This window comes from Shinella sp. OV683 (assembly GCF_057787725.1).
The window spans coordinates 3137270-3160575 of sequence record NZ_CM173543.1; the positions used below are offsets into that span (position 1 = coordinate 3137270).

Genomic DNA, 23306 nt, shown 5'->3' on the forward strand with positions numbered 1-23306 from the left:
TCATGGGTGAAGACGTTCCTTTGCCGTTGGCATTGAGCCAGGGTGATCCCGCCGGGATCGGCCCCGATATTGCATTGATGGCATGGACGCAAAGACGGACGGCGGATATTCCGCCGTTTCTTTATTTCGGCGATGCCGACGTGCTGGCCGCTCGCGCGCGCCAACTTCAGTTGGACGTGTCGCTAGTGGAAGCAACGCCGGAAGAAGCCACCAGCCGGTTTGCCGATGCCCTTCCTTATTTTGCCATTCCAGCAAATGCCGAAGTCCGTCCCGGCGCACCCGACAGTGCGTCCGCGCGGGGTACGATCAATGCAATCGAGCGGGCGGTCGAGTTCACGATAGCCGGCAAGACCGCTGCCGTCGTGACCAACCCGATTGCCAAGTCCGTGCTCTATCAAGCAGGTTTTGCCTTTCCTGGCCACACCGAGTTTCTTGCGGATCTTGCCGCCAAGGCATTCGGCCACGGCGTGCTGCCGGTGATGATGATCGCGGGTCCGTTGTTGCGAACGGTGCCAGTCACCATCCACATCCCGCTGAAAGACGTCCCTGAAACTTTGACCGAGAACATGATCTACCAGACCTGCCGGATCACCGCGCATGACCTGACGGCTCGCTTCGGTATCGTAAATCCCCGGTTGGCGATTTCCGGCCTCAACCCGCATGCCGGTGAAGACGGCGCGCTGGGGCTCGAGGACGCCGCCATCATCGCGCCGGCCATCGCCAGGCTCAGAGCCGATGGTATCGACGCTGTCGGGCCTCTTCCGGCCGACACGATGTTCCACGAGGCTGCACGGCGCACCTATGACGTGGCGATCTGCATGTATCATGACCAGGCACTGATCCCAGCCAAGGCGCTCGGTTTCGACGATGGCGTCAATGTCACGCTCGGCCTGCCCTTCATCCGCACCTCACCGGATCATGGCACGGCGTTCTCGCTTGCCGGCACCGGCAAGGCCAGGCCGACGAGCTTGATCGCGGCACTGAAGATGGCGGCTGAAATGGCCGGGAAAGGCCGGATCGATGGCCGCGCTTGACGGATTGCCACCGCTGCGCGAGGTGATTGCCAAGCATGGCCTTGATGCGCTGAAATCGCTCGGCCAGAATTTCCTGCTCGACCTCAACATCACCCAGAAAGTTGCCCGCACTGCCGGCAAGATCGATGACGTCACCGTCATCGAGATCGGTCCAGGCCCGGGCGGACTGACGCGGGCGTTGCTGGCGCTTGACGCAAAGCATGTGATTGTCGTGGAACGCGACCGCCGCTGCATTCCCGCGCTTGAGGAAATCGGCGCTCACTATCCGGGTCGGCTGACGATTGTCGAGGGCGACGCGCTGATGATCGATCCGACGACGCTGGTTGCTCCCGGCGAGCCGATCAAGATCGTCGCCAACCTGCCCTACAATATCGGCACGCAATTGCTGGTGAACTGGCTGACCGTTCCCACCTGGCCGCCCTTCTGGCGGTCGCTGACGCTGATGTTCCAGAAGGAAGTTGGCGAGCGGATCGTAGCCGAGGCCGGCGACGATCACTACGGCCGGCTCGGCATCCTCTGCGGCTGGCTGACGCATGCGGAAATGATGTTTGACCTTTCACCGCAAGCCTTCACCCCGCCGCCCAAGGTGACGTCCACGGTGGTTCATCTCGAGCCACGCGCCAATCCCCTGCCCTGCACTCTGTCCAAGCTCGAGAAAGTCACTGCCGCCGCCTTCGGCCAGCGCCGCAAGATGCTGCGACAGAGCGTCAAGTCGATCGGTGGCGAAGCGCTGCTGAACAAGGCCGGTATCGATCCCTCGCGCCGTGCCGAGACCTTGTCGATCGAGGAATTCTGCCGACTGGCGAATTTGCTCGGCTCAGGCTGACCTCAACCAACAAAATTGTTTCTCTTTAACTTCAGGCGGCGCAAGGAACTTTTGCGCTCCGACCGCATTGTATAACCGCGCCGTCCGGCGGTGCAAATTGCGTGTTCAGCCTAAGAGGATGAACCAGATTATTTCTTAGCAGCGCTGTGAAGACAGAGGCTCAGTTATTGTGGAGCATAACCATGTCACTCATCATAAGCATTCTGATCACATTCCTGGTTATCTTCCTGGTGCTGTATCTCGTCACAAGATTGCCCATTGATGGCCGCGCAAAACAGATTGTGCAGATCATTGTGATCATCATCGGCATCGTATCGCTGCTAAAATACCTCGCTGTCTTTTAGTCGATCCCGAGAAATATACCCACCGCTTGTCCGCGGTGGGTAACCAGTTTCTCATTCCACCAGCGTGCTGACGAAATCAAACAAGCCATGGCGACGATCGCGGCGCAGGCGTTCAGCCTCGACGATGGCGCGGACGGAGCTATAGGCGCGGTCCAGATCGTCGTTGACGACGACGTAGTCGTATTCCCGCCAATGGGCAATTTCCGAACGCGCGTTGGAAAGCCGGGTCGCGATGACCTCCTGGCTGTCTTCCGCACGGCGATTGAGGCGAGACTGCAACTCTTCCATAGTCGGTGGCAGGATGAAGACCGACACCACATCTGCCGGCATCTTGTCCTGCAATTGCAGGGCGCCCTGCCAGTCGATATCGAACAGCATGTCCTGACCTTCGGACATCGCGACTTCGGCGGCCTCGCGTGGCGTGCCGTAGAAGTTGCCGTGCACCTCGGCCCATTCGAGCAGCGCATCGCCCGACTTGAGGCGGTCGAATTCCTTGTGCGAAACGAAATGGTAGTGCACGCCCTCGATCTCGCTGGCGCGCCGCTGGCGCGTCGTCACGCTAACCGACAGCTTCATGCCGATCTGCGCTTCGAGAATGTTGCGGGCAATCGTCGATTTGCCCGCACCGGATGGTGACGAAATCACCAGCATCAATCCGCGCCGCGCTATTTCAACGGCGTTTCCACCCGGCTTAGCCATTCGCTGCCCTACTCCAGATTTTGCACCTGTTCCCGAAACTGGTCGATCACGACTTTCAGCTCAATCCCCGCCGCCGTGACCGCCGCACTATTGGATTTAGAACAGATCGTGTTCGATTCGCGATTGAATTCTTGCGCGAGGAAATCGAGCTTGCGACCCACCGGGCCTCCGACGCGCAGCAGATCGCGGGCGGCTGATATATGCGCCTTCAGGCGGTCGAGTTCCTCGCGGACATCGGCCTTGGTCGCGAGCAGCGCCACTTCTCCATGCAGGCGGTCGCGGTCGAGATTGCCGGGCGCCTCGATAATGGCTGCAATCAGCGTTTCCAACCGCGCCCGGATCATCTCCGGCGAGCGAGACGGATCGCCTTCGATCAAGCCAGAGAGGCGCTCGATCGCGTCAACTTGCGAATTGAGCACGATGGCAAGCGCCGTGCCTTCGGCCTCGCGCATCCGCCGCATGCCGGCCGAGGCGCTTTCCAGGGCCGACATGAGATCGCGGTCAAGCACTTCGAGTGCGCCGGGTTCATCGCCGGCGTCCTTGAAGTCGATGATTCCACGGATACCAAGCAGCGTGTCGAGCTTGAGCGGCGCCGGATCGATGATGCCGGCAAGCTGCGAACGAAGCGCCAGTACCGCGTCGAGTGCCGCCTGGTTGATCTGCGCCTCGACACGATTTTCCGCAGAGGTCACCGTCAGGCTTGCCTGGATATTGCCACGGGAGAAATGGCTGCCCATGACCTTGCGGGCCTCGGCTTCCAGTCGCTCGAAACCGCTTGGCAGTCTGAGCCGAACGTCGAGCCCCTTGCCATTGACCGAGCGCAGTTCCCACGCCCATTGATAACGGCCGCTCTGGCCGTCCAAACGGGCAAATCCCGTCATGGACTGCAATGCCATCTTCGTCCCCACGCGTTCGTGCCGGTAGCGTGCTGCTCGGACGCCTTGCCCGATGCGCATACCCGGCCTAGTTTTCCTGGACAATACCGCTCGGGTCGGTCTCGCCGGTATTGGTGTCGGCCTGTATCTTGCGCCAGCGCTTGACGTTGGCGTTATGCTCTTCCAGCGTCGCGGCAAAGGCGTGTCCACCTGACCCGTCAGCGACGAAATAGAGGTAGTTGGTGCGCGACGGATTGGCCACCGCTTCCATCGCGGCGCGGCCCGGATTGGCGATCGGCGTCGGCGGCAGGCCCTTGATTACATAGGTGTTGTAGGGCGTTTCCTTGTCGATGTCCGACTTCAGGATCGCGCCATCCACTGGCTTTCCATCACCGCCATAGAGGCCGTAGATGATCGTCGGATCGGACTGCAGCCGCATGCCCTTCTTGAGGCGATTGAGAAAGACGGAGGCGACCTGAGGCCGCTCGTCGGACTTGCCGGTTTCCTTCTCGACGATCGAGGCGAGGATCAGCAGTTCTTCCTTGGTTGATATCGGCAAATCCTTGTCGCGCTTGTCCCAGACCTGATCAAGCACCTTGGCTTGGGCGGCTTTCATCTGATCGACGACGGCGGCGCGCTTGTATCCGCGCGTGAACTTGTAGGTATTTGGGAACAGGCTTCCTTCCGGCGGCAGATCGCCAGGCAGATCACCCTCCAGGATCTGGTCGTCGGCGAGTTTCCTGAAGATCTGCTTGACGGTCAGCCCTTCAGGCAGGGTCACCGAATACTGGATCGACTTGCCGGATTTCAGCAATTCCATGACGGCAAGCATCGACGAGCCGGCCTTGATCTCATACTCGCCGTGACGCGCGCTCTGGTCGTCGCCGAGGAACTTGGTGACGCCGGTAAAGATGCGTGCCTGACTGATGATGTTCTTGCGTTCGAGGCTGTTGGCGATCTCGGTGATGCCGGCGCCTTCGCGGACCAGGAACGTGGTGTCGGCTTCGAGCGGACCCGGGGCCTGGTATTCATGGAAGGCATAATAGACCAGCGCCACGGCCGCGACTGTCAGGAAGGTCACCATGCTCATGACGAAATTCAGGAAAATCACCAACTGGCTGCGCGCCTCGCGCGAACGGCGCGGCGGCGACGGTACCTTTTCAGGCCGCAACGCTTCCCTGGGCGACTTCGGGATGATACGGCCCTGGGCCCCATCGTCCGCGGGACGTCCGAACTGACCATCATTGTGCTGACTTGGATCGGTCACTCAAATTCCTCAAATCCAGAGTAGAGCGGAATCACGAATTTTAACCGGAATTCACTAAATCGGCATTGCGGCAAAAAACTGGAAATGGAGCACGCGGCGGGCAACATTGTCGCCGCGGGCATCATCAATTCGTGTATCGCTTCAAAACGAGCGAGGCATTCGTGCCGCCAAAGCCGAAGGAATTGGACAGCGCAACGTCGACCTTGCGCTTGCGGGCAACCTTCGGAACCAGATCGACCGGCGTTTCAACCTGGGGATTATCAAGGTTGAGCGTCGGCGGAACGATATTGTCGCGGATCGCGAGGGTCGCGAAAATCGCTTCAATTGCGCCGGCGGCGCCCAGCAGGTGGCCGGTGGCGGATTTGGTCGACGACATCGAGACATCCCTGGCGGAATCGCCGAGCAGACGCTCCACGGCCGCCAGTTCGATCGTGTCGGCCATGGTCGATGTGCCGTGTGCATTGATGTAGTCGAGGTCGGAGGGCTGGAGGCCGGCGCGCTTCAGCGCCATGCGCATGCAGCGTTCGGCGCCTTCACCATCCTCGGACGGCGCCGTTATGTGGTGCGCATCGCCCGACAGGCCATAGCCCACGACTTCGGCGTAAATCTTGGCGCCACGCGCCAGCGCATGTTCGAGTTCCTCAAGCACGACGATGCCGGCACCCTCGCCCATGACGAAACCGTCACGGTCCTTGTCATAGGGACGTGAGGCGCGTTGCGGATCGTTGTTGAAATCGGTCGACAATGCCTTGCAGGCGGCAAAGCCGGCGAGCGAAATGCGGCTGACGGGAGATTCAGAACCGCCGGCAACCATGACGTCGGCATCGCCGAGGCCGATCAGGCGGCTCGCATCGCCGATTGCATGCGCACCGGTCGAACAGGCCGTGACAACGGAATGATTGGGGCCGCGCAGCTTGTGGCGGATCGATACCTGACCGGAGACCAGGTTGATGAGCCGACCAGGAATGAAAAACGGCGAAACGCGGCGGGCACCCTTGTCGCGCAGCGTATAGCCGGCTTCGACAATGCCTTCGACGCCGCCGATGCCGGAGCCGATGAGCACGCCAGTCATGATCTGGTCTTCATCTGTGGTGGGATGCCAATTGGCATCCGCGAGCGCCATCGTGGCGGCAGCCATGCCATAGACGATGAAAGGATCAACCTTGCGCTGTTCCTTGGGCTCCATCCAGTCGTCGGCGTTGAACGTGCCATCCGTGCCGTCGCCAAACGGCAAGCGGCAGGCAATTTTCGCTGGGAGGTCATCGACTTCGAATTCAGTCACCCGGCGGGCGCCGTTCTTGCCCGCGATGAGATTTGCCCAGGTAACTTCCGCGCCACACCCAAGCGGGGTCACCATGCCAATTCCCGTGATGACGACACGTCTCATGGCCAGTCTCCACCCTACGCAATCAAATTCTTATTATTTCATTTTACGAAAACGCGACCACCCCGGCGTCAGGCGCCACAGGCAGTCGCGTGATCAGAAATCAGGCCTGGGCCTTGGTGATGAACTTCACCGCATCGCCGACCGTCAGGATCGAGTCTGCTGCGTCATCGGGGATTTCAACGCCGAATTCTTCTTCGAACGCCATTACGAGTTCGACCGTGTCGAGGGAGTCTGCACCCAGATCGTCGATGAAGCTGGCACCTTCCGTGACCTTGTCGGCTTCGACGCCGAGGTGGTCAATAACAATTTTCTTTACGCGTTCTGCGATGTCGCTCATGTCGGTTTCCTCGACCTTCGTTCATTTCTCAGCGCCATGATGGCGGCTATAACCACGTTTTGGGCCACCATTCCTAAAGGGAACGATCGGCAGCCCCGTTTAACTGCTCTTACTATCAAAATCCAGCCTAAACCGATTTGATAGAGGCCGAGCTTTAAAACGACTGGACCCAGTCACCTGCGGCTTAACACGGTTTAATCCCCGCGCAAAGCCAGAAAATGAGCCTTTCCCCGGCTGTTATCCACGAGATATCGCCGGGTTTGGCCCATCTTTTCCGTAAACGGCAGAGGCGGGGAAATGTGCCCTCGTCCACTACCCTAATTTGTCAAAGCATCGCCATGCCGCCATTCACGTGGATCGTGTGGCCGGTGATGTAGGAAGCCTCGGAAGACGCCAGGAAACAGACGGCGGCGGCGACCTCCGGACCTCTGCCCATGCGGTTCATCGGAATCTTGAACAGCATCCCGTCGCGCTGCTTCTCATTGAGCTTTTCAGTCATGGCCGATTCAATGAAGCCGGGCGAAACACAGTTGGCAGTGATGTTGCGCGTTGCGACCTCAGCCGCGAAAGCCTTGGTGAAGCCTTCCATGCCCGCCTTGGAGGCGCAGTAGTTGGCCTGGCCCGGATTGCCGATCGCACCGACTACAGAGGTGATGTTGATGACACGGCCGTAGCGGCGCTTCATCATCGGATGCGTCAGTTCGCGGGTAAGGACGAAGGCGGCATTCAGATTGATGTTGAGGACCGTGTCCCAGTCCGCATCGCTCATCCGCACCATCAGCTTGTCGTTGGTAATGCCGGCATTGTTGACGAGGATATCCACGCCCTCGAGTTCGGCCTCAGCCTTGGCGGCGAGGGTCTTGATGGCGTCGCGATCGCCAAGGTTTGCCGGCAGGATCTTGACCCGGTCGCCTAGCTCGGCGGCAAGCGCCTCAAGCTTTTCTTGGCGGGTGCCATGCAGGCCGACGATCGCGCCCTGGGCATGCAGCTGGCGGGCGATTTCCTCGCCGATGCCACCCGTTGCACCCGTTATAAGTGCCTTGCGGCCCGTCAGATCGAACATATCCGTTTTCCCCAAAACAGTGAATTAAAGCAAGGCGGCGAGCGCCGTTTCGATATCGGCCGATGTATTGACGGCAATGCCGCTGACCGTCTTGTCGATGCGACGCGCAAGACCGGTCAGCACCTTGCCGGTACCGATCTCATAAAGCGTGGTGACATCGTTTTTGGCAAACCATTCGACCGTCTCGCGCCAGCGGACTTGGCCGGTGACCTGCTGGACCAGCAGATCGACGATCTCGGAGGCTTTGGTTACGGGTGCGGCGCGGACATTGGCGACGACCGGCACGATGGGATCCTTGGCCGCGACCTTGGAAAGCGCTTCGCGCATGGCATCGGCGGCCGGCGCCATCAGCGACGAATGGAAGGGTGCGGAGACCGGCAGCAGGATGGCGCGTTTGGCTCCCTTTTCCGTGGCCAGCGCGCAGGCCTTGTCGACGGCAGCCTTTTCGCCCGAAATCACCAATTGGCCGCCGCCATTGTCATTGGCGATCTGGCAGGAGCCGGATGCAGAAGAGGCTGCGGCGCAGATCTCTTCCAGGTCGGTATGTTCGAGGCCGATGATCGCAGCCATGGCGCCCTTGCCGGCCGGCACGGCGGCCTGCATGGCATTGCCGCGGATGCGCAGAAGGCGGGCCGTATCGGCCAGCGAGAATGCGCCGGCGGCGCAAAGTGCGGAATATTCGCCGAGCGAGTGCCCTGCGACATAGGCGACCTTGGACTTGAGATCGAGCCCACGCGCTTCCATGACCCGGATCGCCGCGATCGAAACCGCCATCAATGCCGGCTGGGCGTTTGCGGTCAGGGTCAAGGTTTCTTCCGGGCCATCCCACATGACAGAGGTCAGCTTCTCGCCGAGCGCCTCATCGACTTCGGCGAACACCGCGCGGGCTTCTGCAAAGCTATCGGCGAGTTCCTTGCCCATGCCGACGGCCTGGCTGCCCTGGCCGGGAAACGTGAATGCGACCGCCATTGGGGTCTCCCTTCGTGACTTTTTCTTTCCCCATTCACGCAATCTTGCAACGAGTCAAGCTTCGTGGACTTTCTACCAGGCAGTTTTCGCTGGAAAAGTCAGACTTACTGCTGCCTGGCGCTCTTGCACTGCAGCAAAATCGGCCTACATTGCCGCCGATTTTCCAGACAAGGTTTTCCCCATGAAGTTCAATCCGCTCGGCCGCACCGGCATGTCCGTTTCCCAGATCTGCCTCGGCACAATGACCTGGGGCAGCCAGAACAGCGAGGCGGAAGCGTTCGAGCAGATGGACCACGCCACCGAAAATGGCGTCAACTTCATCGACACAGCCGAGCTCTACCCGACCACGCCAGTATCGGACGATACGCAAGGGCTGACCGAAGTCTATATCGGCAACTGGATGAAGGCGCGGGCCAATCGCGACAAGATCATCCTCGCCACGAAGATCGCCGGGCCCGGCCGCAATTACATCCGGGGTGGTGCCAGGATCAGCGGCGACGAGATCCGCAAGGCGCTGGAACTCAATCTTTCGCGTCTGAAAACCGACTATATCGATCTCTACCAGTTGCATTGGCCGAACCGTGGCCACTACCATTTCCGCCAGAACTGGACCTATCAGCCGGAGAAGCAACCGCCCCGCGCCGAGGTCCTGGACAATCTGCATGATATTCTCCATGCGCTAGACGAAGCGGTGAAGGCTGGTAAGATTCGCGCCATCGGCCTTTCCAACGAGACAACCTGGGGCACCATGCAGTTCCTGGACCTGGCCGACAAGTTCAGCCTGCCGCGCGTCGCCTCGGTGCAGAACGAGTACAATCTCCTCTACCATCCCCACGATCTCGATTTCTCGGAGCTGTCGCATCACGAGGATGTCGGGCTGCTGTCCTATTCTCCGCTGGCCGCCGGCATTTTGAGTGGCAAGTATCTCGGCGGCGCCCGCCCGGAAGGTTCGCGCGCGACTATCAATCGTGACCTGGCGGGTCGCCTTAGCCCGCATCAGGAGCCGGCCGTGGCCGCCTATGCCGAGATCGCCAATAGGCACGGGCTCGACCTCGCCGCGATGTCGCTGGCATGGTGCCTGAGCAGGCCGTTCATGACGTCGGTCATCATCGGCGCCACTAGTATGGAACAGTTGGACGTGGACATCTCGGCCAAGGACCTGACGCTCTCAGACGAGGTGATCCGCGAGATCCGCAAGGTGATAAGACAACATCCGATGCCGATCTGACGCAGGCGCGGCCCAGGGCAGACGCAAGTCGCTCCGGGCACGCCCCGCATCCCAATTGTGGACACTTCCTTATACTATCCAAGATTGACGCACTCTCAATCCAAGCTCATATTATTATATCTCTAATTTAGGAGATCGATATGTGCAAATTTTGCCAGATTGTCCCTGAAGACGTCCTCTTGAGATTATCGAAGGACAATCGATTTCCGGCAGATGTCCGCCAGGGACTGGCCGAGACCGCCAAGCTTGACGTCGAGACCCGAAAAATCCGAGAACAGGCGAGGAAGCTGACCACCGCATCCCTTGGTATAAATCGAAGCCTGGCTGCACTTGCGGCGGCGCCTGCGGTTACTGTCTATGACTGCAGGAATACAACGACGCTTCCGGGCGCCCCGATGGCAAATCCGGGCTCGTCGGTAGACGCGACAGTCAAGGAGACGGCGAAAGTGACAGCGGACGTCGTCAGTTTCTACAAGACGGCCTTCGGTCGCAACTCCATCGACGATGCCGGCATGACTTTGCAATCATCCGTTCATTATGGTTCGAAATACAACAACGCCTTCTGGAATGGCTTCCAGATGGCATACGGCGATGGCGATGGTGCCATATTCATCGACTTCACCGGCGGTGACGATGTCGTCTGCCACGAGCTGACGCATGGCGTCACCCAACATACGTTGCAGCTGACATATGCCAATGAAGCAGGCGGGCTTAACGAAAGCCTGTCCGATGTATTCGGCTCGATGTTTCGACAATGGCATGCATCGCAAACAGTCAATACGGCAGACTGGCTGATCGGAAAAGACATCATGGGGCCAGCCGCTACATCGCAAGGCCTTACCTGCCTGCGCGACATGTCGAATCCAAAAGCCCAACACTGTCTGGCGCCGCAGATCATGCATATCAAGGACTTCGTAAAAGGCATGGACCCGCATGAAAGCAGCGGGGTCGCAAACTTTGCGTTTTACAAGATCGCCAAGGCGATCGGCGGTAAGAGTTGGGAAAAGGCTGGGCACATTTGGTATGACGCTCTGACCACCACAGGTCCCGCTCCCAATATGAGGATGCGAAGGTTTGCCAGAGTGACCAGGGCGGCCGCTAAAAAGCTTTATCCAAAGGACACGGCAGTACAAAAGGCCATCGACGATGGTTGGAAAGCCGTCGGCCTTTGAGGCGCACCTGCAACTCTTGCTTCATGACGGGCTCACGGCGAGCTGGCCGAATTGCTTCACTTTAGCCGTGAAAGGTTCTAGTGTTCCTGCATGGATGATCTCAAGATAGAGCGTACGGGCGGGCTGGCGGGATTTGGATTGCCGAACTCCCGCCTAAAGAGCCGTGGCAGCGTTTCGTTCGACCAGTTGTCCCGTGCGGACAAGGACGCGGTGGAAAGACTGTTTGCCGAAAACCTTAAGGCCGGTCACTCTAAAACCCGCGACGGCTTCACCTACCGGATTACCTGGCAGACGGATTCTGGCGGCAAGACCATCGAGGTTCCCGAAAACCTGGTGCCGCATGCGCTTGCTTCCGTCGTAAGAGACGAGATCGAATAGCTTCGCTTCGGTTTCGACAACACCGCTCGGACTGAACACGGCCTGCTTTCGTCGTTTTCCGGCCGCCCTCTTGCATTCCACCGATTTCCCTGTATAAGCCGCCTCATCAAACACCCGGTCATCTGGCTGGTGGCTTTACGGAAGGCCGGTTTCTTCGTCGAAACCGTTAGGAACCACAGGGTTCCGGCTTCCCGTGTCTCCGCTCTCGACCGTACCGAACAGACGCTTTTCTTGCCCGTGGGCCCTGCCCGCAACCAAAGAACAGTCGTTGAGGCTTGGCGCCAATCCGGGTGGGATTGATGAAACGCAAGAAAGGCAAAAGTTTCATGGCTCTCTATGAACACATTTTCCTTACCCGGCAGGATATCGCCGCTCCGCAGGTCGACGCTCTCGTCGAAACCTACAAGGGCGTGATCGAAGCAGCCGGTGGTAAGGTTGGTCGCATCGAAAACTGGGGCCTCAAGTCCCTCACCTACCGCATCAAGAAGAACCGCAAGGCCTTCTACGTGCTCATGGACGTCGATGCTCCGGCGGCGGCCCTCCAGGAAGTCGAGCGCCAGCAGCGCTACAACGAAGACATCCTGCGCTTCATGACCGTCAAGGTCGAAGCCCACGAAGATGGCCCGTCTGCCATGATGCAGAAGCGCGACCGTGACGACCGTCCGCGCCGCGAAGATGGCGACCGTCCGTTCCGTCCGCGCCGCGAAGATGGCGATCGTCCGCCGCGTCGCGACGGTGACCGTCCGTTCCGCCCGCGCGAAAACTAAGGAGATCCTGACATGGCTGACACTTCGTCCGCACCGGCAGCACGCCGCCCCTTCCATCGCCGCCGCAAGACCTGCCCGTTCTCGGGCCAGAATGCGCCGCGCATCGACTACAAGGACGTCAAGCTCCTGTCGCGCTACATTTCCGAGCGTGGCAAGATCGTTCCGTCCCGCATCACCGCGGTTTCGCAGAAGAAGCAGCGCGAACTGGCCCAGGCCATCAAGCGCGCCCGCTTCCTCGGCCTCCTGCCCTACGTCGTCGCTTAATTAGCGCCGTAATGTAAGGCCTGTCTCAGAGCTTGACTCTGCGGCAACTGACTCCGGGGAAGGCGCTGAGCCTTCCCTCTCCCTTCCGCGATGGGCGCGGATCGGAATCTACTGCGCCGCGCGTCCGTTTGGACGCGCAAAGGACGCAGTAGCATTTTAGTGGCGCATAATCCTTTCCCATAAATCGGTATTGATTTATGGGGTTATGCGCTGAAAATCCCATGTTGGGGCCTGAATCAATAGATCAGGAAACACCCCTAACTGCTTCATTCGATTGAATGAGCAGGACAGCGAGAAGAGATGAACGCACCGAAGAACCCGATCCTGATCGGCATCATTGCCGGATTGGCCTCAGCTATTTTGCTGGGCGTGGCTGCGTATGCGTCGCTGTTCGCCATCGTGCTGTCGATTGCCGCCATGGCCGCGATCTTTGTCGCCGGCCTCGGCTTTGGCCTCGTCGCCTGCCTTGTTGCCGTTGCCACGGCTGGGCTTGCGAGCGGCCTTCTCTATTCCAATCCCATGAGCGCGCTCGGCATGGCGCTGATCCTGCTGCCGGCGGTGGTCATGAGCTACCTCGCCAATATGGCGCGCCCGGCCAATGAGCTCGGCGGCCCCGATGCCGCAATGGCATGGTATCCGCTATCAGACGTCCTGCTGGCCGGCGCCGTGATGACCGCTCTCGGCACGATTGCGACGCTGCTTCTGCATTCCGACATGAACGCCGTCTATATCGCGGTCGCCGAGATGGTCGGACAGATGATGAGCGAGGTCGATCCGAATGTTCCGATGACGACGGAGACCAAGACGCAGATCGTCGGTTTCCTGCAGGTGCTGTTTCCGCTGATCCAAAGCCTGCAGATGATGATTTCGCTGTTTGCCGGCTTCTATGTCGCCATGCGCATCCTGACCGCGACTGGCCGCAGCGCCCGCCCACGCGAGGACATCCGTTCGAGCCTGCGCATGAACCGGCTGTCGATCGCCGTCTTCCTTGCCGGCATCGCACTGATGTTTGCCGGCGACAAGATCGAAGTGATCGGTGCAGGCTTTGCCGGCGCCGTTGCAGGCGGCTACCTGCTTTCCGGTTTCGCCATCCTGCACAATACATTGCGGGACAAGAGCTGGCGGCTGCCAGGGCTCATTCTCGCATACCTACTGACGATGATGGTTCCGATCATTCCGATCGTGCTGATCATTGCCGGCGGCCTCGCCAATCCGCGTCGTGCGATCGCATTGACGCCGAATAAACCAGACCAGAATCCAGCCAATCAAAACTGAAAGGAACCAGGGAAATGCAAGTCATTCTTCTCGAACGCGTCAACAAGCTCGGCCAGATGGGCGAAACCGTCAAGGTCAAGGACGGCTACGCCCGTAACTACCTGCTGCCGCTCGGCAAGGCGCTGCGCTCCAACGCCGGCAACAAGGCCCGCTTCGAAGCCGAGCGCGCCACGCTTGAAGCCCGCAACCTCGAGCGCAAGTCCGAAGCCCAGGCTGTCGCCGACAAGCTCGAAGGCAAGTCCTTCGTGATCGTTCGCTCCGCCGGCGAAACCGGCCAGCTCTACGGTTCGGTCGCCGCCCGCGACATCATCGAGACGCTGTCGACCGAAGGCTTCCTGATCGGCCGCAACCAGGTCGACCTCAACACCCCGATCAAGACCATCGGCTTGCATGAAGTCGAACTGCACCTGCACGCCGAAGTCGTTCTCAAGATCGAGATCAACGTCGCCCGCTCGGCCGACGAAGCGGCCCGCCAGGCCAAGGGCGAAAGCCTGACCTCGGCCGACGCCATCTACGGCGTCGACGAAGACGCCCTGAAGCCGGAAGACTTCTTCGACGCTAGCCAGATGGACGACGGCGAAGAAATGTAATCTGCTTTGCCGGCCTGCCCGGCGGAGTGACCAGACAAGCGCCTCCTGCATCTCGCAGGAGGCGTTTTTGTTTTTGACATCTTTGATGTCGAAAAATTCAGATTCGGTCGGAACCAAGGCGGCCAAACTGCGTTATTGGCGGATGATAATTTACGCCGTGTGCAGCCCTTGGCCGAAATCGAAACGTGGCTCTGCGCGGGCCGCGAAATGGCCTGTTCTGCCTCGTCAGGCAGCAATTGAATCGGAAAAGCGCTCCCTGCCCGCGCATGGGGCGTTTTTTAGTGCGATTAACCATAAAAGCGAATTTTTCGCCTTAAGAGATTTCACCGACATAAAACCTTCTTTCCTCTGGTTGAAATTCCTTTTCTTTTTGCTAAGTTTACCAAAGATTAACGTTTTGTAACGTGCTGCCGAATGGCGTCGCGATGCTATCTCGGCCAGCAAACCTCGAATGCGTGTGGTGCTGACATGTTGAACGCGATACTGGACCGCTTTATTTCGACGATCGTCCGCCAGGGAAACCTGACGGTCACTTATGCTAACGGCAAGACCAAGACTTATGGCGGAGGCATTGGAAAACCCGTCCATCTCCGCTTCAATTCGCGCAAGGCGCAACGGCAGCTCCTGACCAACCCGGAGTTCTACATTGGCGAAGGTTACGCCAATGGCGGGTTCGACATCATCGAAGGTGACATGTACGACCTGCTGGAAGCGGTGTTCACCGGCAATCCGCATGGTGAGTTCGAATACAAGCCATGGATGAAAGCGCTGGCCGCCATACGCTTCAAGTTCCGCAACTTCCGCGAGAACAACGTGGCCAAGCGTTCGCGCCAGAACGTCCAGCATCACTATGACCTGACAGGCGCGCTCTACGATCTGTTCCTCGACAGCGACCGGCAATATTCCTGCGCCTATTTCGAGACGCCGGATGCCGATCTCGAACAGGCCCAACTCGCCAAGAAGCGCCACATCGCGGCCAAGATGGTGATGAGCCGTCCGGGCCTTTCCGTGCTGGATATCGGCTGCGGCTGGGGTGGCATGGCGCTTTATCTCGCCCGCTATCTTGGCGCCAAGGTCAAGGGAGTGACACTTTCCGACGAGCAATTGGCGATCGCCAAGAAGCGTGCCGTCGAAAGCCACATGGAAGACAAGCTGCGCTTCGAGCTGCAGGACTATCGCCATGTCGAGGAGACATTCGATCGCATCGTCTCGATTGGCATGTTCGAGCATGTCGGCCGACCGTTCTACGACCAGTATTTCAAGCAGTCGGCCAAACTGCTCAAGAAAGACGGCGTGATGCTGATGCACACGATCGGTCGCACGGACGTGCCCTCGACCACCAATCCGTTCATCGAGAAATACATATTCCCGGGCGGCTACATCCCGTCTCTCTCGGAAGTAATGCCGGCGATCGAACGCTCCGGCCTCAAGATCACCGATATCGAGATCCTGCGGCTGCATTATGCCGAAACGCTGAAGGCGTGGCGCGAGCGCTTCATGGCTCATCGCGCTGAAGCCAAGGCGCTTTATGACGAGAAGTTCTGCCGGATCTGGGAGTTCTATCTCGCCTCGTCGGAGAGTGCTTTCCGCTGGCAGAACCTGGTGATTTTCCAGGTGCAAATCGCCCACGATCAGCAAGCCGTACCGTTGACGCGCGACTATATCCAGACGGCAGAAAACTGCCTGAAGAACATGGAGCAGAAGCAGGCTGTCGGCGCAGCGTCGTTCCCGCAGGAAGCGGCCGAATAGGCCTTGTGATCCCGCAGTTCATCAAAGCCCGCATCTTCCGATGTGGGCTTTTTTGTTCTATTTTTGTACCAAGCGAATCGTAATTCGGAGTCAATCCGACGATGGAAAGATGACGAATGTTATCCACCATCTCGGTCGCCCTGTGGACATCGTCCACAAGTTAACGCGATGGCAACTTTGATCTGCGCAAACGCCCCGACCGGTCTATAGGATCGGATGAGATGACCGACGGATGACAGGCAGGGACGATGAAGGACGCAGCGCGCAAACTGAGCGCCATCAGCAACACGGATGCCACCCCGCACTATCGCGAGGCACCCAACAACATTGAAGCCGAGCAGGCCCTGCTGGGCGCCATGCTGGTGAACAACGACGCCTTTTATCGGGTATCGGACTTCCTCAAGCCTGTGCACTTCCACGAACCGCTGCATCGGCGCATCTACGAGGTGGCCGGCGACATCATCCGCATGGGCAAGACGGCCAATCCGGTCACGATCAAGACCTTCCTGCCAGCCGACGAGAAGGTCGGCGACATGACGGTCGCACAGTATCTGGCCGCGCTTGCCGGCTCCGCCGTGACGATCATCAATGCCGAGGATTATGGCCGCGCGATCTATGATCTGGCGCTGCGCCGCTCGCTGATCACCATCGGTGAAGACATGGTCAACATCGCCTTCGACGCGCCGCTCGACATGCCGCCACAGACCCAGATCGAAGACACCGAGCGCCGGCTGTTCGAACTGGCTGAAACCGGCCGCTATGATGGCGGCTTCCAGTCGTTTGCCGATGCCATTGCACAGGCGATCGACATGGCCGGCGCTGCCTTCGAGCGCGACGGCAATCTGTCGGGCATATCAACCGGCATTCATGCACTCGACGGCAAGATGGGCGGTCTGCAGCGGTCGGACTTGATCGTGCTTGCCGGACGCCCCGGCATGGGCAAGACGTCGCTTGCCACCAACATCGCCTACAATATCGCCGCAGCCTACGAGCCGGAAGTTTTGCCGGACGGCTCATTCAAGGCCAAGAATGGCGGGGTCGTCGGCTTCTACTCGCTCGAAATGTCCGGCGAGCAGCTCGCCACCCGTATCATCTCAGAGCAGACCGAAGTCTCCTCCTCCAAGATCCGCCGTGGTGACATTACCGAAGCCGATTTCGAAAAGCTCGTCGCTTGCTCGCAGATGATGCAGAAGGTGCCGCTGTTCATCGACCAGACCGGTGGTATCTCAATTGCGCAGCTTGCAGCACGCGCCCGCCGCCTGAAGCGGCAGCGCGGCCTCGACGTATTGGTGATCGACTACATCCAGCTGATGCAGGGATCGAAGAAATCCGGCGAAAACCGAGTGCAGGAAATCACCGAAATCACCACCGGCCTCAAGGCGCTCGGCAAGGAACTCGCCGTGCCGATCATTGCCCTTTCGCAGCTGTCGCGACAGGTCGAAAGCCGCGAAGACAAGCGCCCGCAGCTCTCGGACTTGCGTGAATCAGGCTCGATCGAGCAGGACGCCGACGTGGTGCTGTTCGTGTTCCGCGAAGAATATTACGTGAAGAACCTCGAACCGCGCGATCCCGACGATCCGAAATATGCCGAGTGGGAACAGCAGTTCGACAAGGTCAAGGGCACTGCCGACGTGATCATCGCCAAGCAGCGCCACGGACCAACGGGCACCGTCAAGCTCGCCTTCCAGTCGGAATTCACCCGGTTCACCGACCTCGCCGACCCGAGCTTTACGCAGTACGAGCATTGAACGACTCCTTGAAAGTAATGCAAATATGCATTACTTTTGTTGAAACGGAGATCAGAACTATGACGACTTTGAGCGTAACGACGCGTGGACAAGTCACCTTTCGCAAGGATGTTCTGCAACATCTCGGCATCGAGCCAGGCGGTAAGATCCACATCGATCTTCTGCCTGATGGACGCGCCGAGCTGAGAGCCGACAAGCCGAGCGGAACGTTCAGGGACTTGCATGGCCTTCTCAAGGGCAAGACCAATGGGCGAATGCTAACCATCGACGAAATCGGCGAGGCAATCGCCGATAGTGGCGCTTTAGCCGGCGGAGGTCGCAGATGAAGGTCACAATCGACACAAATGTGCTGCTGCGCACATTTGTCGATGATGATCCGAAGCAAGCCCAGGCTGCGCTGAAAGTACTGGATGACGCCGAAGTCCTTGCGGTTACCTTGCAAGCCCTCTGCGAATTCGTATGGGTGTTGGATCGCCACTACGAAACGTCACGGTCGGATATTTCCATTGCGCTGCGGCAATTGCTTGGCACTCAAAAGGTCACAATGAATCGCCCGGCCGTCGAGGCCGGATTGGCAGTGCTGGAAGCGGGAGGAGATTTCGCAGACGGCATTATTGCCTTTGAAGGCGATTGGCTCGGCGGTGAAACCTTCGTGACATTTGATAAAAAAGCGTCAAAGATCTTGGCGGGGCAAGGTCGACCGACGAAATTGTTGACGAGCTGACGCCACTAAAGCCCCATAGCCCGCAAAGCCACCACGGACACCACCCCGATCACCACGCAGGCGAGCAGCGGCAGTCGCGTGGCAACGAGCGCTGTGATGACGCAGGCGATCGTTTCCGCCCAGCCGGTCGCGAGCGCGGTAGGCGCGATGACTGCCATCAGCACTGCGGGCGGGATCGCATCGAGCGCCTCACGCGTCTGCTCGCCGATCGAGAGATAGCGTAGCAGGAAAACGCCTGAAAGCCGTGTCAGCGACGTTGCGACGGCCATCGCCAGAATGGCCAGGAATGTCTGATAGTCGAGGGCCATTATGCTGCCACCGTTCTGAAGCGCCCATGGAGCAACGCGGCCGCAAGGCCGGCTGCCGCACCGGCTGCGATATACCAAGCGCCGGGCACGTAGCGATGCACGAGGATGGCGGCCGCTGCACTGGCGATCAACACCATGCCCGTCGCCGGTCCTTTCCAGAACCCCATGACCAGCACGATGAAGACAGCGGGAAAGGCGAAATCGAGGCCGATTGCGGCGGGATCGCCGAGGAACGCTCCGAGCAGCGCGCCAATGAGGCTGCAGATCACCCAGTTGAAATAGAACGGCACCGCGAGCCCGGCCCAGAACGCCGGCGTCAGCTTGCGCTTGGCGGCGCGGGCCTCAGCCATCGCCCAATTCTCATCAGCCATGACCAGCACGCCGAGATATTTCTGCCAGGGCTTGAAAGCCTGCATTTTCCGGCCGATCGAGGCACCCATCAGCACATGGCGAATATTGACCAGCAGCGCCGCAAAGCCGAGTGCGGTCCACGAGGCCGGATGCGTCCAGATATCCATGGCGACGAATTGCGAGCCGCCGGCAAACACCATGGCGCTCATCAGCGTCGCCTCAAGCGGCGAAAGCCCCTTCGACGCAGCCACCGCACCGAAGACGAGGCCGATCGGCACGGCCGCAACGATGATCGGCGCAATCGTCTTCACGCCATCGAAAAATTCCGTTCGCCAGGTCATGATTCCTCCTCGAAATGCAGACTTGTAACGCGTGCGGCAAGGGCCGTCTTGAACGAAAGTGCTCGAAGGGAATTTCAGCCGTTGCGAAATGCCGCCGGTGTCACGCCTGTGCGCGCCTTGAAATGGCGCGTAAGGTGCGCCTGGTCGGCAAAGCCGCAATTCAGCGCCGTCTCCGACGGGCTGATGCCGGAGCGCAGCATGCGTCGCGCATGGCGGATGCGCATGTCCGTCTGGAAGGCGTGCGGGGTGATGTAATAGTGCTTGCGGAAGGCGCGGATCAGATGCGCGCGGCTGAGCCCGGAGATTCCGGACAATTCTTCGAGGCCGATATCATCAGCATAATTGTCGGCGAGATAGTCGCGGGCGCGCCTGAGGCCAGAGCGGTCGTCTGCTTTCGGCGGAGCGATGATAACGCTGCCATATCTGGCAAACATCGAGGATAAGACATTGAACATCCCCTCCTCGGCAGCCAGCGCATCGATGCCTTGCTCCGCCAGCCGATGGGCATGGTGAAAGCGCGCGGCGAGTTCCGGATCATGCAGCAACTGCCGCGAAAAGCTTGGCATGCCATTGAATTCCCGACCCGTCACGTCTTCCAGGATCCCAGTGAAGAGATCGATATCCGGATAGATCATCCGATAGCGATAACCCTCGTTGATGCCCGGGGCACCGTCGTGGATTTCACCGGGATTGAGCAGGTAGAGCGCACCGGGACCGGTGAATTCTCGCGCGCCGCGGATGCTGGCGATCTGGCAGCCGGCCTCGATCGCGCCGATGGAGAATGTGTCATGCGCATGCGGGGCAAATTCATGGGTGATGAAGGTTGCGGCCATGCATTCCATGTTCCGGAAGCGGCGATCCCTCCAGAACTTGGTCGTCTCCGATGCGGTCACCGGCATGGCGTCGGTGGCCTGCCGCTGCGAAACGTTGTGCATATCGGATCATTAGCCGATTTCAGGCGGCCGGTCTTGAACAAAAGTGCTCTCTGAGCGCAGCACCATTGCCCTGCCGCGGGTTTGGAATTAAGAGCGGTCCATGCAAGAAATGATCTCCCGCCCAACCGGCACCTCCAGCTTCGATGCCGCACCGGCACGCCTGACGATCGATCTTTCGGCTATCGTCGACAACTGGCGCCTACTCTCGAAGCTCTCCGGCAAGGCGCGCACCTCCGCCGTCGTCAAGGCGGATGCCTATGGCGTGGGGGCAGGACCTGTGGCCAGCGCCCTGTATCGCGCCGGTTGCCGCGACTTCTTCGTAGCGACACCCGAAGAGGGTGCGGAGCTCAGACGGGAGGTCGGCGATGCCAGGATCTTCGTCTTGACCGGCCTTTGGAGCGGCGCCGAAGAGACTATATTCCACTCCAATTTGATCCCCGTGATCAATTCGCCGGAGCAACTTCAGCTGCTGAAGGCCGTTGGCGGCAATCACGCTTACGCCCTGCATGTCGATACCGGCATGAGCCGGCTGGGCCTGACCCTTGCGGAGGCCGCGGAACTGGCTGCCACACCCGGTCCCAAGCCACAGCTGGTGATGAGCCATCTCGCCTGCCCCGACCATCCCGCGCATGTGATGAATCGACGGCAGCTTGAATCTTTCCAACAGGTTGCTGGACTGTTCGAAGGCGTTGAATCAAGCCTTTCAAGTTCTGGCGGAATTCTGCTGGGCGCAGATTATCATTTTGACCTGACGCGGCCGGGGATCGCCCTTTATGGCGGGCTCGATATTGACGGCGTACGCTATCCAACCCTGCAGGCGGTGACGGCTGAAGCGCGGGTGCTGCAAGTGAGAAACGTTCGTAAAGGCGAAGTGGCCAGCTATGGCGCGACCCACACATTTTCGCGTGACGGCCGCGTTGCTGTTGCCGCGGCTGGCTATGCCGACGGCTGGCATCGCGCCATGTCGGGTTCTGGCGTCGCTGCGCGTAATGATGGTAGCGCCGGTGCCATGGGCTATGTCGCCGGCCATCTGGTGCCGGTGGTCGGCCGGGTGACGATGGATCTCACCACTTTCGACATCAGCAACCTGCCCGAAGGCGCGGTCGCGGCTGGCGACTATGTCGAACTGTTCGGCAGCGAGATCGCGATCACCGATGCTGCCTGTAGCGCCGGAACGATCAGCTTCGAACTGCTGACGAGCATGGGGAAGCGATACGTCAGGCGGTATGTCTGAGCCTTCCCGGGCCTTCGGGTCGCGATTGAACTTCCGCTAGATATGCGTATATTCATGCGCATATCTTGAAAGGATACAGTCTCATGGCTTCAGAACGTAAAGCAGCAAATCTCAGCATCGACAGCGAATTGCTTGAGCAAGCGCGAAACTTGAAGATCAACATTTCGCGTGCTGCTGAGCAGGGTCTTCTCGAAGCGGTTCGTAAGGAAAAGGAGCGCATCTGGAAACTGGAGAATGCCGAGGTTATCGCTTCCCTCAACGAGCATTTTGAGAAAGAGGGACTACCTTTTCCAGAGTATCGGCGGTTTTAATGGGGCAGTTCGATGTGTATCGGCGACCCAATGCGTCCCATTTTCTGCTCGACGTGCAAAGCCGAATATTGGATGATCTCGCCACGAAGGCCTGCGTCCCCCTGCAGATTAAGAGTCCTTTCCTTAAGACGTCGCCGCAATTAAACCCGGAATTTAGCGTCGACGGCGACGTGTATGTGATGATGACGCATTACATACTCTCTGTTCCCGCGCGCGATCTGCGCAACCCAATCGCCAACCTACTGCATGAGAACTATCGCATTACGTCCGCCCTCGACATGCTCTTCCATGGCTTCTGAGCCGCTGCGGCCTTCTTATCCCCATCCCATCCCGTCTTGTTGGCTCTCGCGCATTGAACACGGTTGATGCACGACCTATTTCGCGCTAGGCCGTCTGCGACAATAATAAGGAGAAATCGGATCCATGAGCCTGGTTCATTCGATCAAGAGCACATTTGTACCGATCCATCGGGAAGGCCATAAGTTTATCCTCGCCTTCTTCATCGCGTCCGTGATCCTCGGCTTCCTGTGGATGCCGCTGTTTTGGGTCGGCATGCTGCTGACCGCCTGGTGCGTTTATTTCTTCCGCGACCCCGAGCGCATGGTGCCGCAGGAAGAGGATTGGGCGATCAGCCCTGCAGACGGCAGGGTGTCGCTGATCTCCGTGACGCCGCCGCCCGCCGAGCTGGCGCTTTCCGGCGAGCCGATGCTGAAGATCTCGATTTTCATGAATGTCTTCAACTGCCATGTGAACCGCGCGCCGATGAGCGGCCGCGTCGAAAGCATCGTCTATCGCGAGGGCAAGTTCGTCAGTGCCGATCTCGACAAGGCATCCGAGGAAAACGAGCGCAACGGCCTCGTTATCGATACAGTCCACGGCCGCATCGGCGTCGTGCAGGTAGCCGGCCTTGTCGCCCGGCGCATTGTCTGCTGGACTGCGCCGTATTCGTCGCTGGTCGCAGGCGAGCGCTTCGGTCTTATTCGTTTCGGCTCTCGCCTCGACGTCTACCTGCCGGAAGGCTTCACACCGCGGGTCACCGTCGGCCAGACCGCCATTGCCGGAGAAACCGTGCTGGCCGAATATGAGGGCGCCAAGGGTCCGGTCCTGAGCCGCCGCCTTTGACCATGGGA

The 23306-nt window shown here is 59.4% G+C and carries 29 protein-coding genes; 19 read left to right on the forward strand and 10 right to left on the reverse strand.

The features are described 5' to 3' along the window. Positions 1 to 2: 2 nt before the first annotated feature. From pdxA to ACXHRN_RS15080, 3 genes are all read left to right on the forward strand, one after another. A complete protein-coding gene (pdxA, locus tag ACXHRN_RS15070; RefSeq protein ID WP_488637127.1) occupies positions 3 to 1034 on the forward strand; it encodes a 4-hydroxythreonine-4-phosphate dehydrogenase PdxA in 1032 nt (343 codons plus the stop codon). Beyond that, complete coding sequence (gene rsmA, locus ACXHRN_RS15075; protein ID WP_488637128.1) at positions 1021 to 1860, forward strand: 16S rRNA (adenine(1518)-N(6)/adenine(1519)-N(6))-dimethyltransferase RsmA; 840 nt, start codon at positions 1021 to 1023, stop codon at positions 1858 to 1860. The genes pdxA and rsmA overlap by 14 nt, the downstream gene beginning before the upstream one ends. 182 nt (positions 1861 to 2042) lie before the next feature. Next, complete coding sequence (locus tag ACXHRN_RS15080) at positions 2043 to 2204, forward strand: Thivi_2564 family membrane protein (protein ID WP_488637129.1); 162 nt, start codon at positions 2043 to 2045, stop codon at positions 2202 to 2204. A 51-nt stretch (positions 2205 to 2255) separates the two neighbouring features. Here the strand turns inward: ACXHRN_RS15080 and gmk are convergent, their stop codons facing one another. The 7 genes from gmk to fabD all read right to left on the reverse strand — a co-directional run bounded on the left by gmk (position 2256) and on the right by fabD (position 8801). Further along, positions 2256 to 2903, reverse strand: a complete 648-nt coding sequence (gene gmk / locus ACXHRN_RS15085; protein WP_488637130.1) for a guanylate kinase — start codon at positions 2901 to 2903, stop codon at positions 2256 to 2258. A gap of 8 nt (positions 2904 to 2911) precedes the next feature. Continuing rightward, positions 2912 to 3799 (reverse strand): YicC/YloC family endoribonuclease, encoded by an 888-nt coding sequence (locus ACXHRN_RS15090; protein WP_488637131.1) that lies wholly within the window; start codon positions 3797 to 3799, stop codon positions 2912 to 2914. Between the two features lie 67 nt (positions 3800 to 3866). After that, positions 3867 to 5045, reverse strand: a complete 1179-nt coding sequence (gene mltG / locus ACXHRN_RS15095; protein WP_488637132.1) for an endolytic transglycosylase MltG — start codon at positions 5043 to 5045, stop codon at positions 3867 to 3869. Positions 5046 to 5169: 124 nt separating this feature from the next. After that, a complete protein-coding gene (fabF, locus tag ACXHRN_RS15100; RefSeq protein ID WP_488637133.1) occupies positions 5170 to 6432 on the reverse strand; it encodes a beta-ketoacyl-ACP synthase II in 1263 nt (420 codons plus the stop codon). A 100-nt stretch (positions 6433 to 6532) separates the two neighbouring features. Next, positions 6533 to 6769, reverse strand: coding sequence for an acyl carrier protein (locus ACXHRN_RS15105; RefSeq protein ID WP_488637134.1), 237 nt, complete (start codon positions 6767 to 6769; stop codon positions 6533 to 6535). 325 nt (positions 6770 to 7094) lie between these two features. After that, positions 7095 to 7832 carry a 3-oxoacyl-[acyl-carrier-protein] reductase gene (gene fabG / locus ACXHRN_RS15110; RefSeq protein WP_488637135.1) on the reverse strand — a complete coding sequence of 246 codons (738 nt, stop codon included), beginning with the start codon at positions 7830 to 7832 and terminating at the stop codon, positions 7095 to 7097. A 24-nt stretch (positions 7833 to 7856) separates the two neighbouring features. Continuing rightward, positions 7857 to 8801: an ACP S-malonyltransferase gene (gene fabD / locus ACXHRN_RS15115; RefSeq protein ID WP_488637136.1), complete on the reverse strand. Its 945-nt coding sequence runs from the start codon at positions 8799 to 8801 to the stop codon at positions 7857 to 7859. 181 nt (positions 8802 to 8982) lie between these two features. Here fabD and ACXHRN_RS15120 point away from each other — a divergent pair, with 181 nt between their 5' ends. From ACXHRN_RS15120 to ACXHRN_RS15175, 12 genes are all read left to right on the forward strand, one after another. Beyond that, entirely contained in the window at positions 8983 to 10029 is a 1047-nt protein-coding gene (locus tag ACXHRN_RS15120; RefSeq protein WP_488637137.1) for an aldo/keto reductase, read from the forward strand. A gap of 140 nt (positions 10030 to 10169) precedes the next feature. After that, positions 10170 to 11201: a M4 family metallopeptidase gene (locus ACXHRN_RS15125; RefSeq protein WP_488637138.1), complete on the forward strand. Its 1032-nt coding sequence runs from the start codon at positions 10170 to 10172 to the stop codon at positions 11199 to 11201. Between the two features lie 90 nt (positions 11202 to 11291). Next, positions 11292 to 11579: a protealysin inhibitor emfourin gene (locus tag ACXHRN_RS15130; protein WP_488637139.1), complete on the forward strand. Its 288-nt coding sequence runs from the start codon at positions 11292 to 11294 to the stop codon at positions 11577 to 11579. Positions 11580 to 11905: 326 nt separating this feature from the next. Beyond that, complete coding sequence (gene rpsF, locus ACXHRN_RS15135; RefSeq protein ID WP_488641914.1) at positions 11906 to 12346, forward strand: 30S ribosomal protein S6; 441 nt, start codon at positions 11906 to 11908, stop codon at positions 12344 to 12346. A 12-nt stretch (positions 12347 to 12358) separates the two neighbouring features. Next, the gene (rpsR, locus tag ACXHRN_RS15140; RefSeq protein ID WP_258161540.1) at positions 12359 to 12610 is read left to right on the forward strand and encodes a 30S ribosomal protein S18; all 252 of its coding nucleotides are present in this window, start codon (positions 12359 to 12361) and stop codon (positions 12608 to 12610) included. 300 nt (positions 12611 to 12910) lie between these two features. After that, on the forward strand, positions 12911 to 13885 hold the full coding sequence (locus ACXHRN_RS15145) for a DUF2232 domain-containing protein (protein WP_488637140.1): 975 nt from the start codon (positions 12911 to 12913) through the stop codon (positions 13883 to 13885). A 14-nt stretch (positions 13886 to 13899) separates the two neighbouring features. Then, entirely contained in the window at positions 13900 to 14475 is a 576-nt protein-coding gene (gene rplI / locus ACXHRN_RS15150) for a 50S ribosomal protein L9 (protein ID WP_488637141.1), read from the forward strand. 67 nt (positions 14476 to 14542) lie between these two features. After that, positions 14543 to 14878, forward strand: a complete 336-nt coding sequence (locus tag ACXHRN_RS15155) for a hypothetical protein (protein ID WP_488637142.1) — start codon at positions 14543 to 14545, stop codon at positions 14876 to 14878. 68 nt (positions 14879 to 14946) lie between these two features. Next, positions 14947 to 16224: a cyclopropane fatty acid synthase gene (locus ACXHRN_RS15160; RefSeq protein ID WP_488641915.1), complete on the forward strand. Its 1278-nt coding sequence runs from the start codon at positions 14947 to 14949 to the stop codon at positions 16222 to 16224. A gap of 248 nt (positions 16225 to 16472) precedes the next feature. Continuing rightward, entirely contained in the window at positions 16473 to 17972 is a 1500-nt protein-coding gene (locus ACXHRN_RS15165; RefSeq protein WP_488637143.1) for a replicative DNA helicase, read from the forward strand. A gap of 59 nt (positions 17973 to 18031) precedes the next feature. Continuing rightward, on the forward strand, positions 18032 to 18298 hold the full coding sequence (locus ACXHRN_RS15170) for an AbrB/MazE/SpoVT family DNA-binding domain-containing protein (protein ID WP_488637144.1): 267 nt from the start codon (positions 18032 to 18034) through the stop codon (positions 18296 to 18298). Next, the gene (locus tag ACXHRN_RS15175; RefSeq protein WP_488637145.1) at positions 18295 to 18696 is read left to right on the forward strand and encodes a type II toxin-antitoxin system VapC family toxin; all 402 of its coding nucleotides are present in this window, start codon (positions 18295 to 18297) and stop codon (positions 18694 to 18696) included. Before ACXHRN_RS15170 ends, ACXHRN_RS15175 begins: the two co-directional genes overlap by 4 nt. Before the next feature lie 5 nt (positions 18697 to 18701). On the opposite strand, the gene ACXHRN_RS15180 is transcribed toward ACXHRN_RS15175, so the two are convergent. The 3 genes from ACXHRN_RS15180 to ACXHRN_RS15190 all read right to left on the reverse strand — a co-directional run bounded on the left by ACXHRN_RS15180 (position 18702) and on the right by ACXHRN_RS15190 (position 20631). Then, positions 18702 to 19004, reverse strand: coding sequence for an AzlD family protein (locus ACXHRN_RS15180; protein ID WP_488637146.1), 303 nt, complete (start codon positions 19002 to 19004; stop codon positions 18702 to 18704). Next, positions 19004 to 19696, reverse strand: a complete 693-nt coding sequence (locus ACXHRN_RS15185) for an AzlC family ABC transporter permease (protein ID WP_488637147.1) — start codon at positions 19694 to 19696, stop codon at positions 19004 to 19006. The genes ACXHRN_RS15180 and ACXHRN_RS15185 overlap by 1 nt, the downstream gene beginning before the upstream one ends. 74 nt (positions 19697 to 19770) lie before the next feature. Further along, positions 19771 to 20631 (reverse strand): AraC family ligand binding domain-containing protein, encoded by an 861-nt coding sequence (locus ACXHRN_RS15190; RefSeq protein ID WP_488637148.1) that lies wholly within the window; start codon positions 20629 to 20631, stop codon positions 19771 to 19773. 100 nt (positions 20632 to 20731) lie between these two features. On the opposite strand from ACXHRN_RS15190, the gene alr reads away from it, so the two are divergent. From alr to ACXHRN_RS15210, 4 genes are all read left to right on the forward strand, one after another. Further along, on the forward strand, positions 20732 to 21865 hold the full coding sequence (gene alr / locus ACXHRN_RS15195) for an alanine racemase (protein WP_488637149.1): 1134 nt from the start codon (positions 20732 to 20734) through the stop codon (positions 21863 to 21865). Positions 21866 to 21948: 83 nt separating this feature from the next. Next, entirely contained in the window at positions 21949 to 22176 is a 228-nt protein-coding gene (locus ACXHRN_RS15200) for a type II toxin-antitoxin system CcdA family antitoxin (RefSeq protein WP_488637150.1), read from the forward strand. Then, complete coding sequence (locus ACXHRN_RS15205) at positions 22176 to 22475, forward strand: CcdB family protein (protein ID WP_488637151.1); 300 nt, start codon at positions 22176 to 22178, stop codon at positions 22473 to 22475. Before ACXHRN_RS15200 ends, ACXHRN_RS15205 begins: the two co-directional genes overlap by 1 nt. Positions 22476 to 22599: 124 nt before the next feature. After that, the gene (locus ACXHRN_RS15210) at positions 22600 to 23298 is read left to right on the forward strand and encodes a phosphatidylserine decarboxylase (protein WP_488637152.1); all 699 of its coding nucleotides are present in this window, start codon (positions 22600 to 22602) and stop codon (positions 23296 to 23298) included. Positions 23299 to 23306: the final 8 nt, after the last annotated feature.

Excerpts from the sequence above, each read along its gene's own strand:
- pdxA (WP_488637127.1), top strand. The coding sequence starts at position 3 with ATGGGTGAAGACGTTCCTTTGCCGTTGGCATTGAGCCAGGGTGATCCC.
- rsmA (WP_488637128.1), top strand. The coding sequence starts at position 1,021 with ATGGCCGCGCTTGACGGATTGCCACCGCTGCGCGAGGTGATTGCCAAG.
- ACXHRN_RS15080 (WP_488637129.1), top strand. The coding sequence starts at position 2,043 with ATGTCACTCATCATAAGCATTCTGATCACATTCCTGGTTATCTTCCTG.
- gmk (WP_488637130.1), bottom strand. The coding sequence starts at position 2,903 with ATGGCTAAGCCGGGTGGAAACGCCGTTGAAATAGCGCGGCGCGGATTG.
- ACXHRN_RS15090 (WP_488637131.1), bottom strand. The coding sequence starts at position 3,799 with ATGGCATTGCAGTCCATGACGGGATTTGCCCGTTTGGACGGCCAGAGC.
- fabF (WP_488637133.1), bottom strand. The coding sequence starts at position 6,432 with ATGAGACGTGTCGTCATCACGGGAATTGGCATGGTGACCCCGCTTGGG.
- ACXHRN_RS15105 (WP_488637134.1), bottom strand. The coding sequence starts at position 6,769 with ATGAGCGACATCGCAGAACGCGTAAAGAAAATTGTTATTGACCACCTC.
- fabG (WP_488637135.1), bottom strand. The coding sequence starts at position 7,832 with ATGTTCGATCTGACGGGCCGCAAGGCACTTATAACGGGTGCAACGGGT.
- fabD (WP_488637136.1), bottom strand. The coding sequence starts at position 8,801 with ATGGCGGTCGCATTCACGTTTCCCGGCCAGGGCAGCCAGGCCGTCGGC.
- ACXHRN_RS15120 (WP_488637137.1), top strand. The coding sequence starts at position 8,983 with ATGAAGTTCAATCCGCTCGGCCGCACCGGCATGTCCGTTTCCCAGATC.
- ACXHRN_RS15125 (WP_488637138.1), top strand. The coding sequence starts at position 10,170 with ATGTGCAAATTTTGCCAGATTGTCCCTGAAGACGTCCTCTTGAGATTA.
- ACXHRN_RS15130 (WP_488637139.1), top strand. The coding sequence starts at position 11,292 with ATGGATGATCTCAAGATAGAGCGTACGGGCGGGCTGGCGGGATTTGGA.
- rpsF (WP_488641914.1), top strand. The coding sequence starts at position 11,906 with ATGGCTCTCTATGAACACATTTTCCTTACCCGGCAGGATATCGCCGCT.
- rpsR (WP_258161540.1), top strand. The coding sequence starts at position 12,359 with ATGGCTGACACTTCGTCCGCACCGGCAGCACGCCGCCCCTTCCATCGC.
- ACXHRN_RS15145 (WP_488637140.1), top strand. The coding sequence starts at position 12,911 with ATGAACGCACCGAAGAACCCGATCCTGATCGGCATCATTGCCGGATTG.
- rplI (WP_488637141.1), top strand. The coding sequence starts at position 13,900 with ATGCAAGTCATTCTTCTCGAACGCGTCAACAAGCTCGGCCAGATGGGC.
- ACXHRN_RS15165 (WP_488637143.1), top strand. The coding sequence starts at position 16,473 with ATGAAGGACGCAGCGCGCAAACTGAGCGCCATCAGCAACACGGATGCC.
- ACXHRN_RS15170 (WP_488637144.1), top strand. The coding sequence starts at position 18,032 with ATGACGACTTTGAGCGTAACGACGCGTGGACAAGTCACCTTTCGCAAG.
- ACXHRN_RS15175 (WP_488637145.1), top strand. The coding sequence starts at position 18,295 with ATGAAGGTCACAATCGACACAAATGTGCTGCTGCGCACATTTGTCGAT.
- ACXHRN_RS15180 (WP_488637146.1), bottom strand. The coding sequence starts at position 19,004 with ATGGCCCTCGACTATCAGACATTCCTGGCCATTCTGGCGATGGCCGTC.
- ACXHRN_RS15185 (WP_488637147.1), bottom strand. The coding sequence starts at position 19,696 with ATGACCTGGCGAACGGAATTTTTCGATGGCGTGAAGACGATTGCGCCG.
- ACXHRN_RS15190 (WP_488637148.1), bottom strand. The coding sequence starts at position 20,631 with ATGCACAACGTTTCGCAGCGGCAGGCCACCGACGCCATGCCGGTGACC.
- alr (WP_488637149.1), top strand. The coding sequence starts at position 20,732 with ATGCAAGAAATGATCTCCCGCCCAACCGGCACCTCCAGCTTCGATGCC.
- ACXHRN_RS15200 (WP_488637150.1), top strand. The coding sequence starts at position 21,949 with ATGGCTTCAGAACGTAAAGCAGCAAATCTCAGCATCGACAGCGAATTG.
- ACXHRN_RS15205 (WP_488637151.1), top strand. The coding sequence starts at position 22,176 with ATGGGGCAGTTCGATGTGTATCGGCGACCCAATGCGTCCCATTTTCTG.
- ACXHRN_RS15210 (WP_488637152.1), top strand. The coding sequence starts at position 22,600 with ATGAGCCTGGTTCATTCGATCAAGAGCACATTTGTACCGATCCATCGG.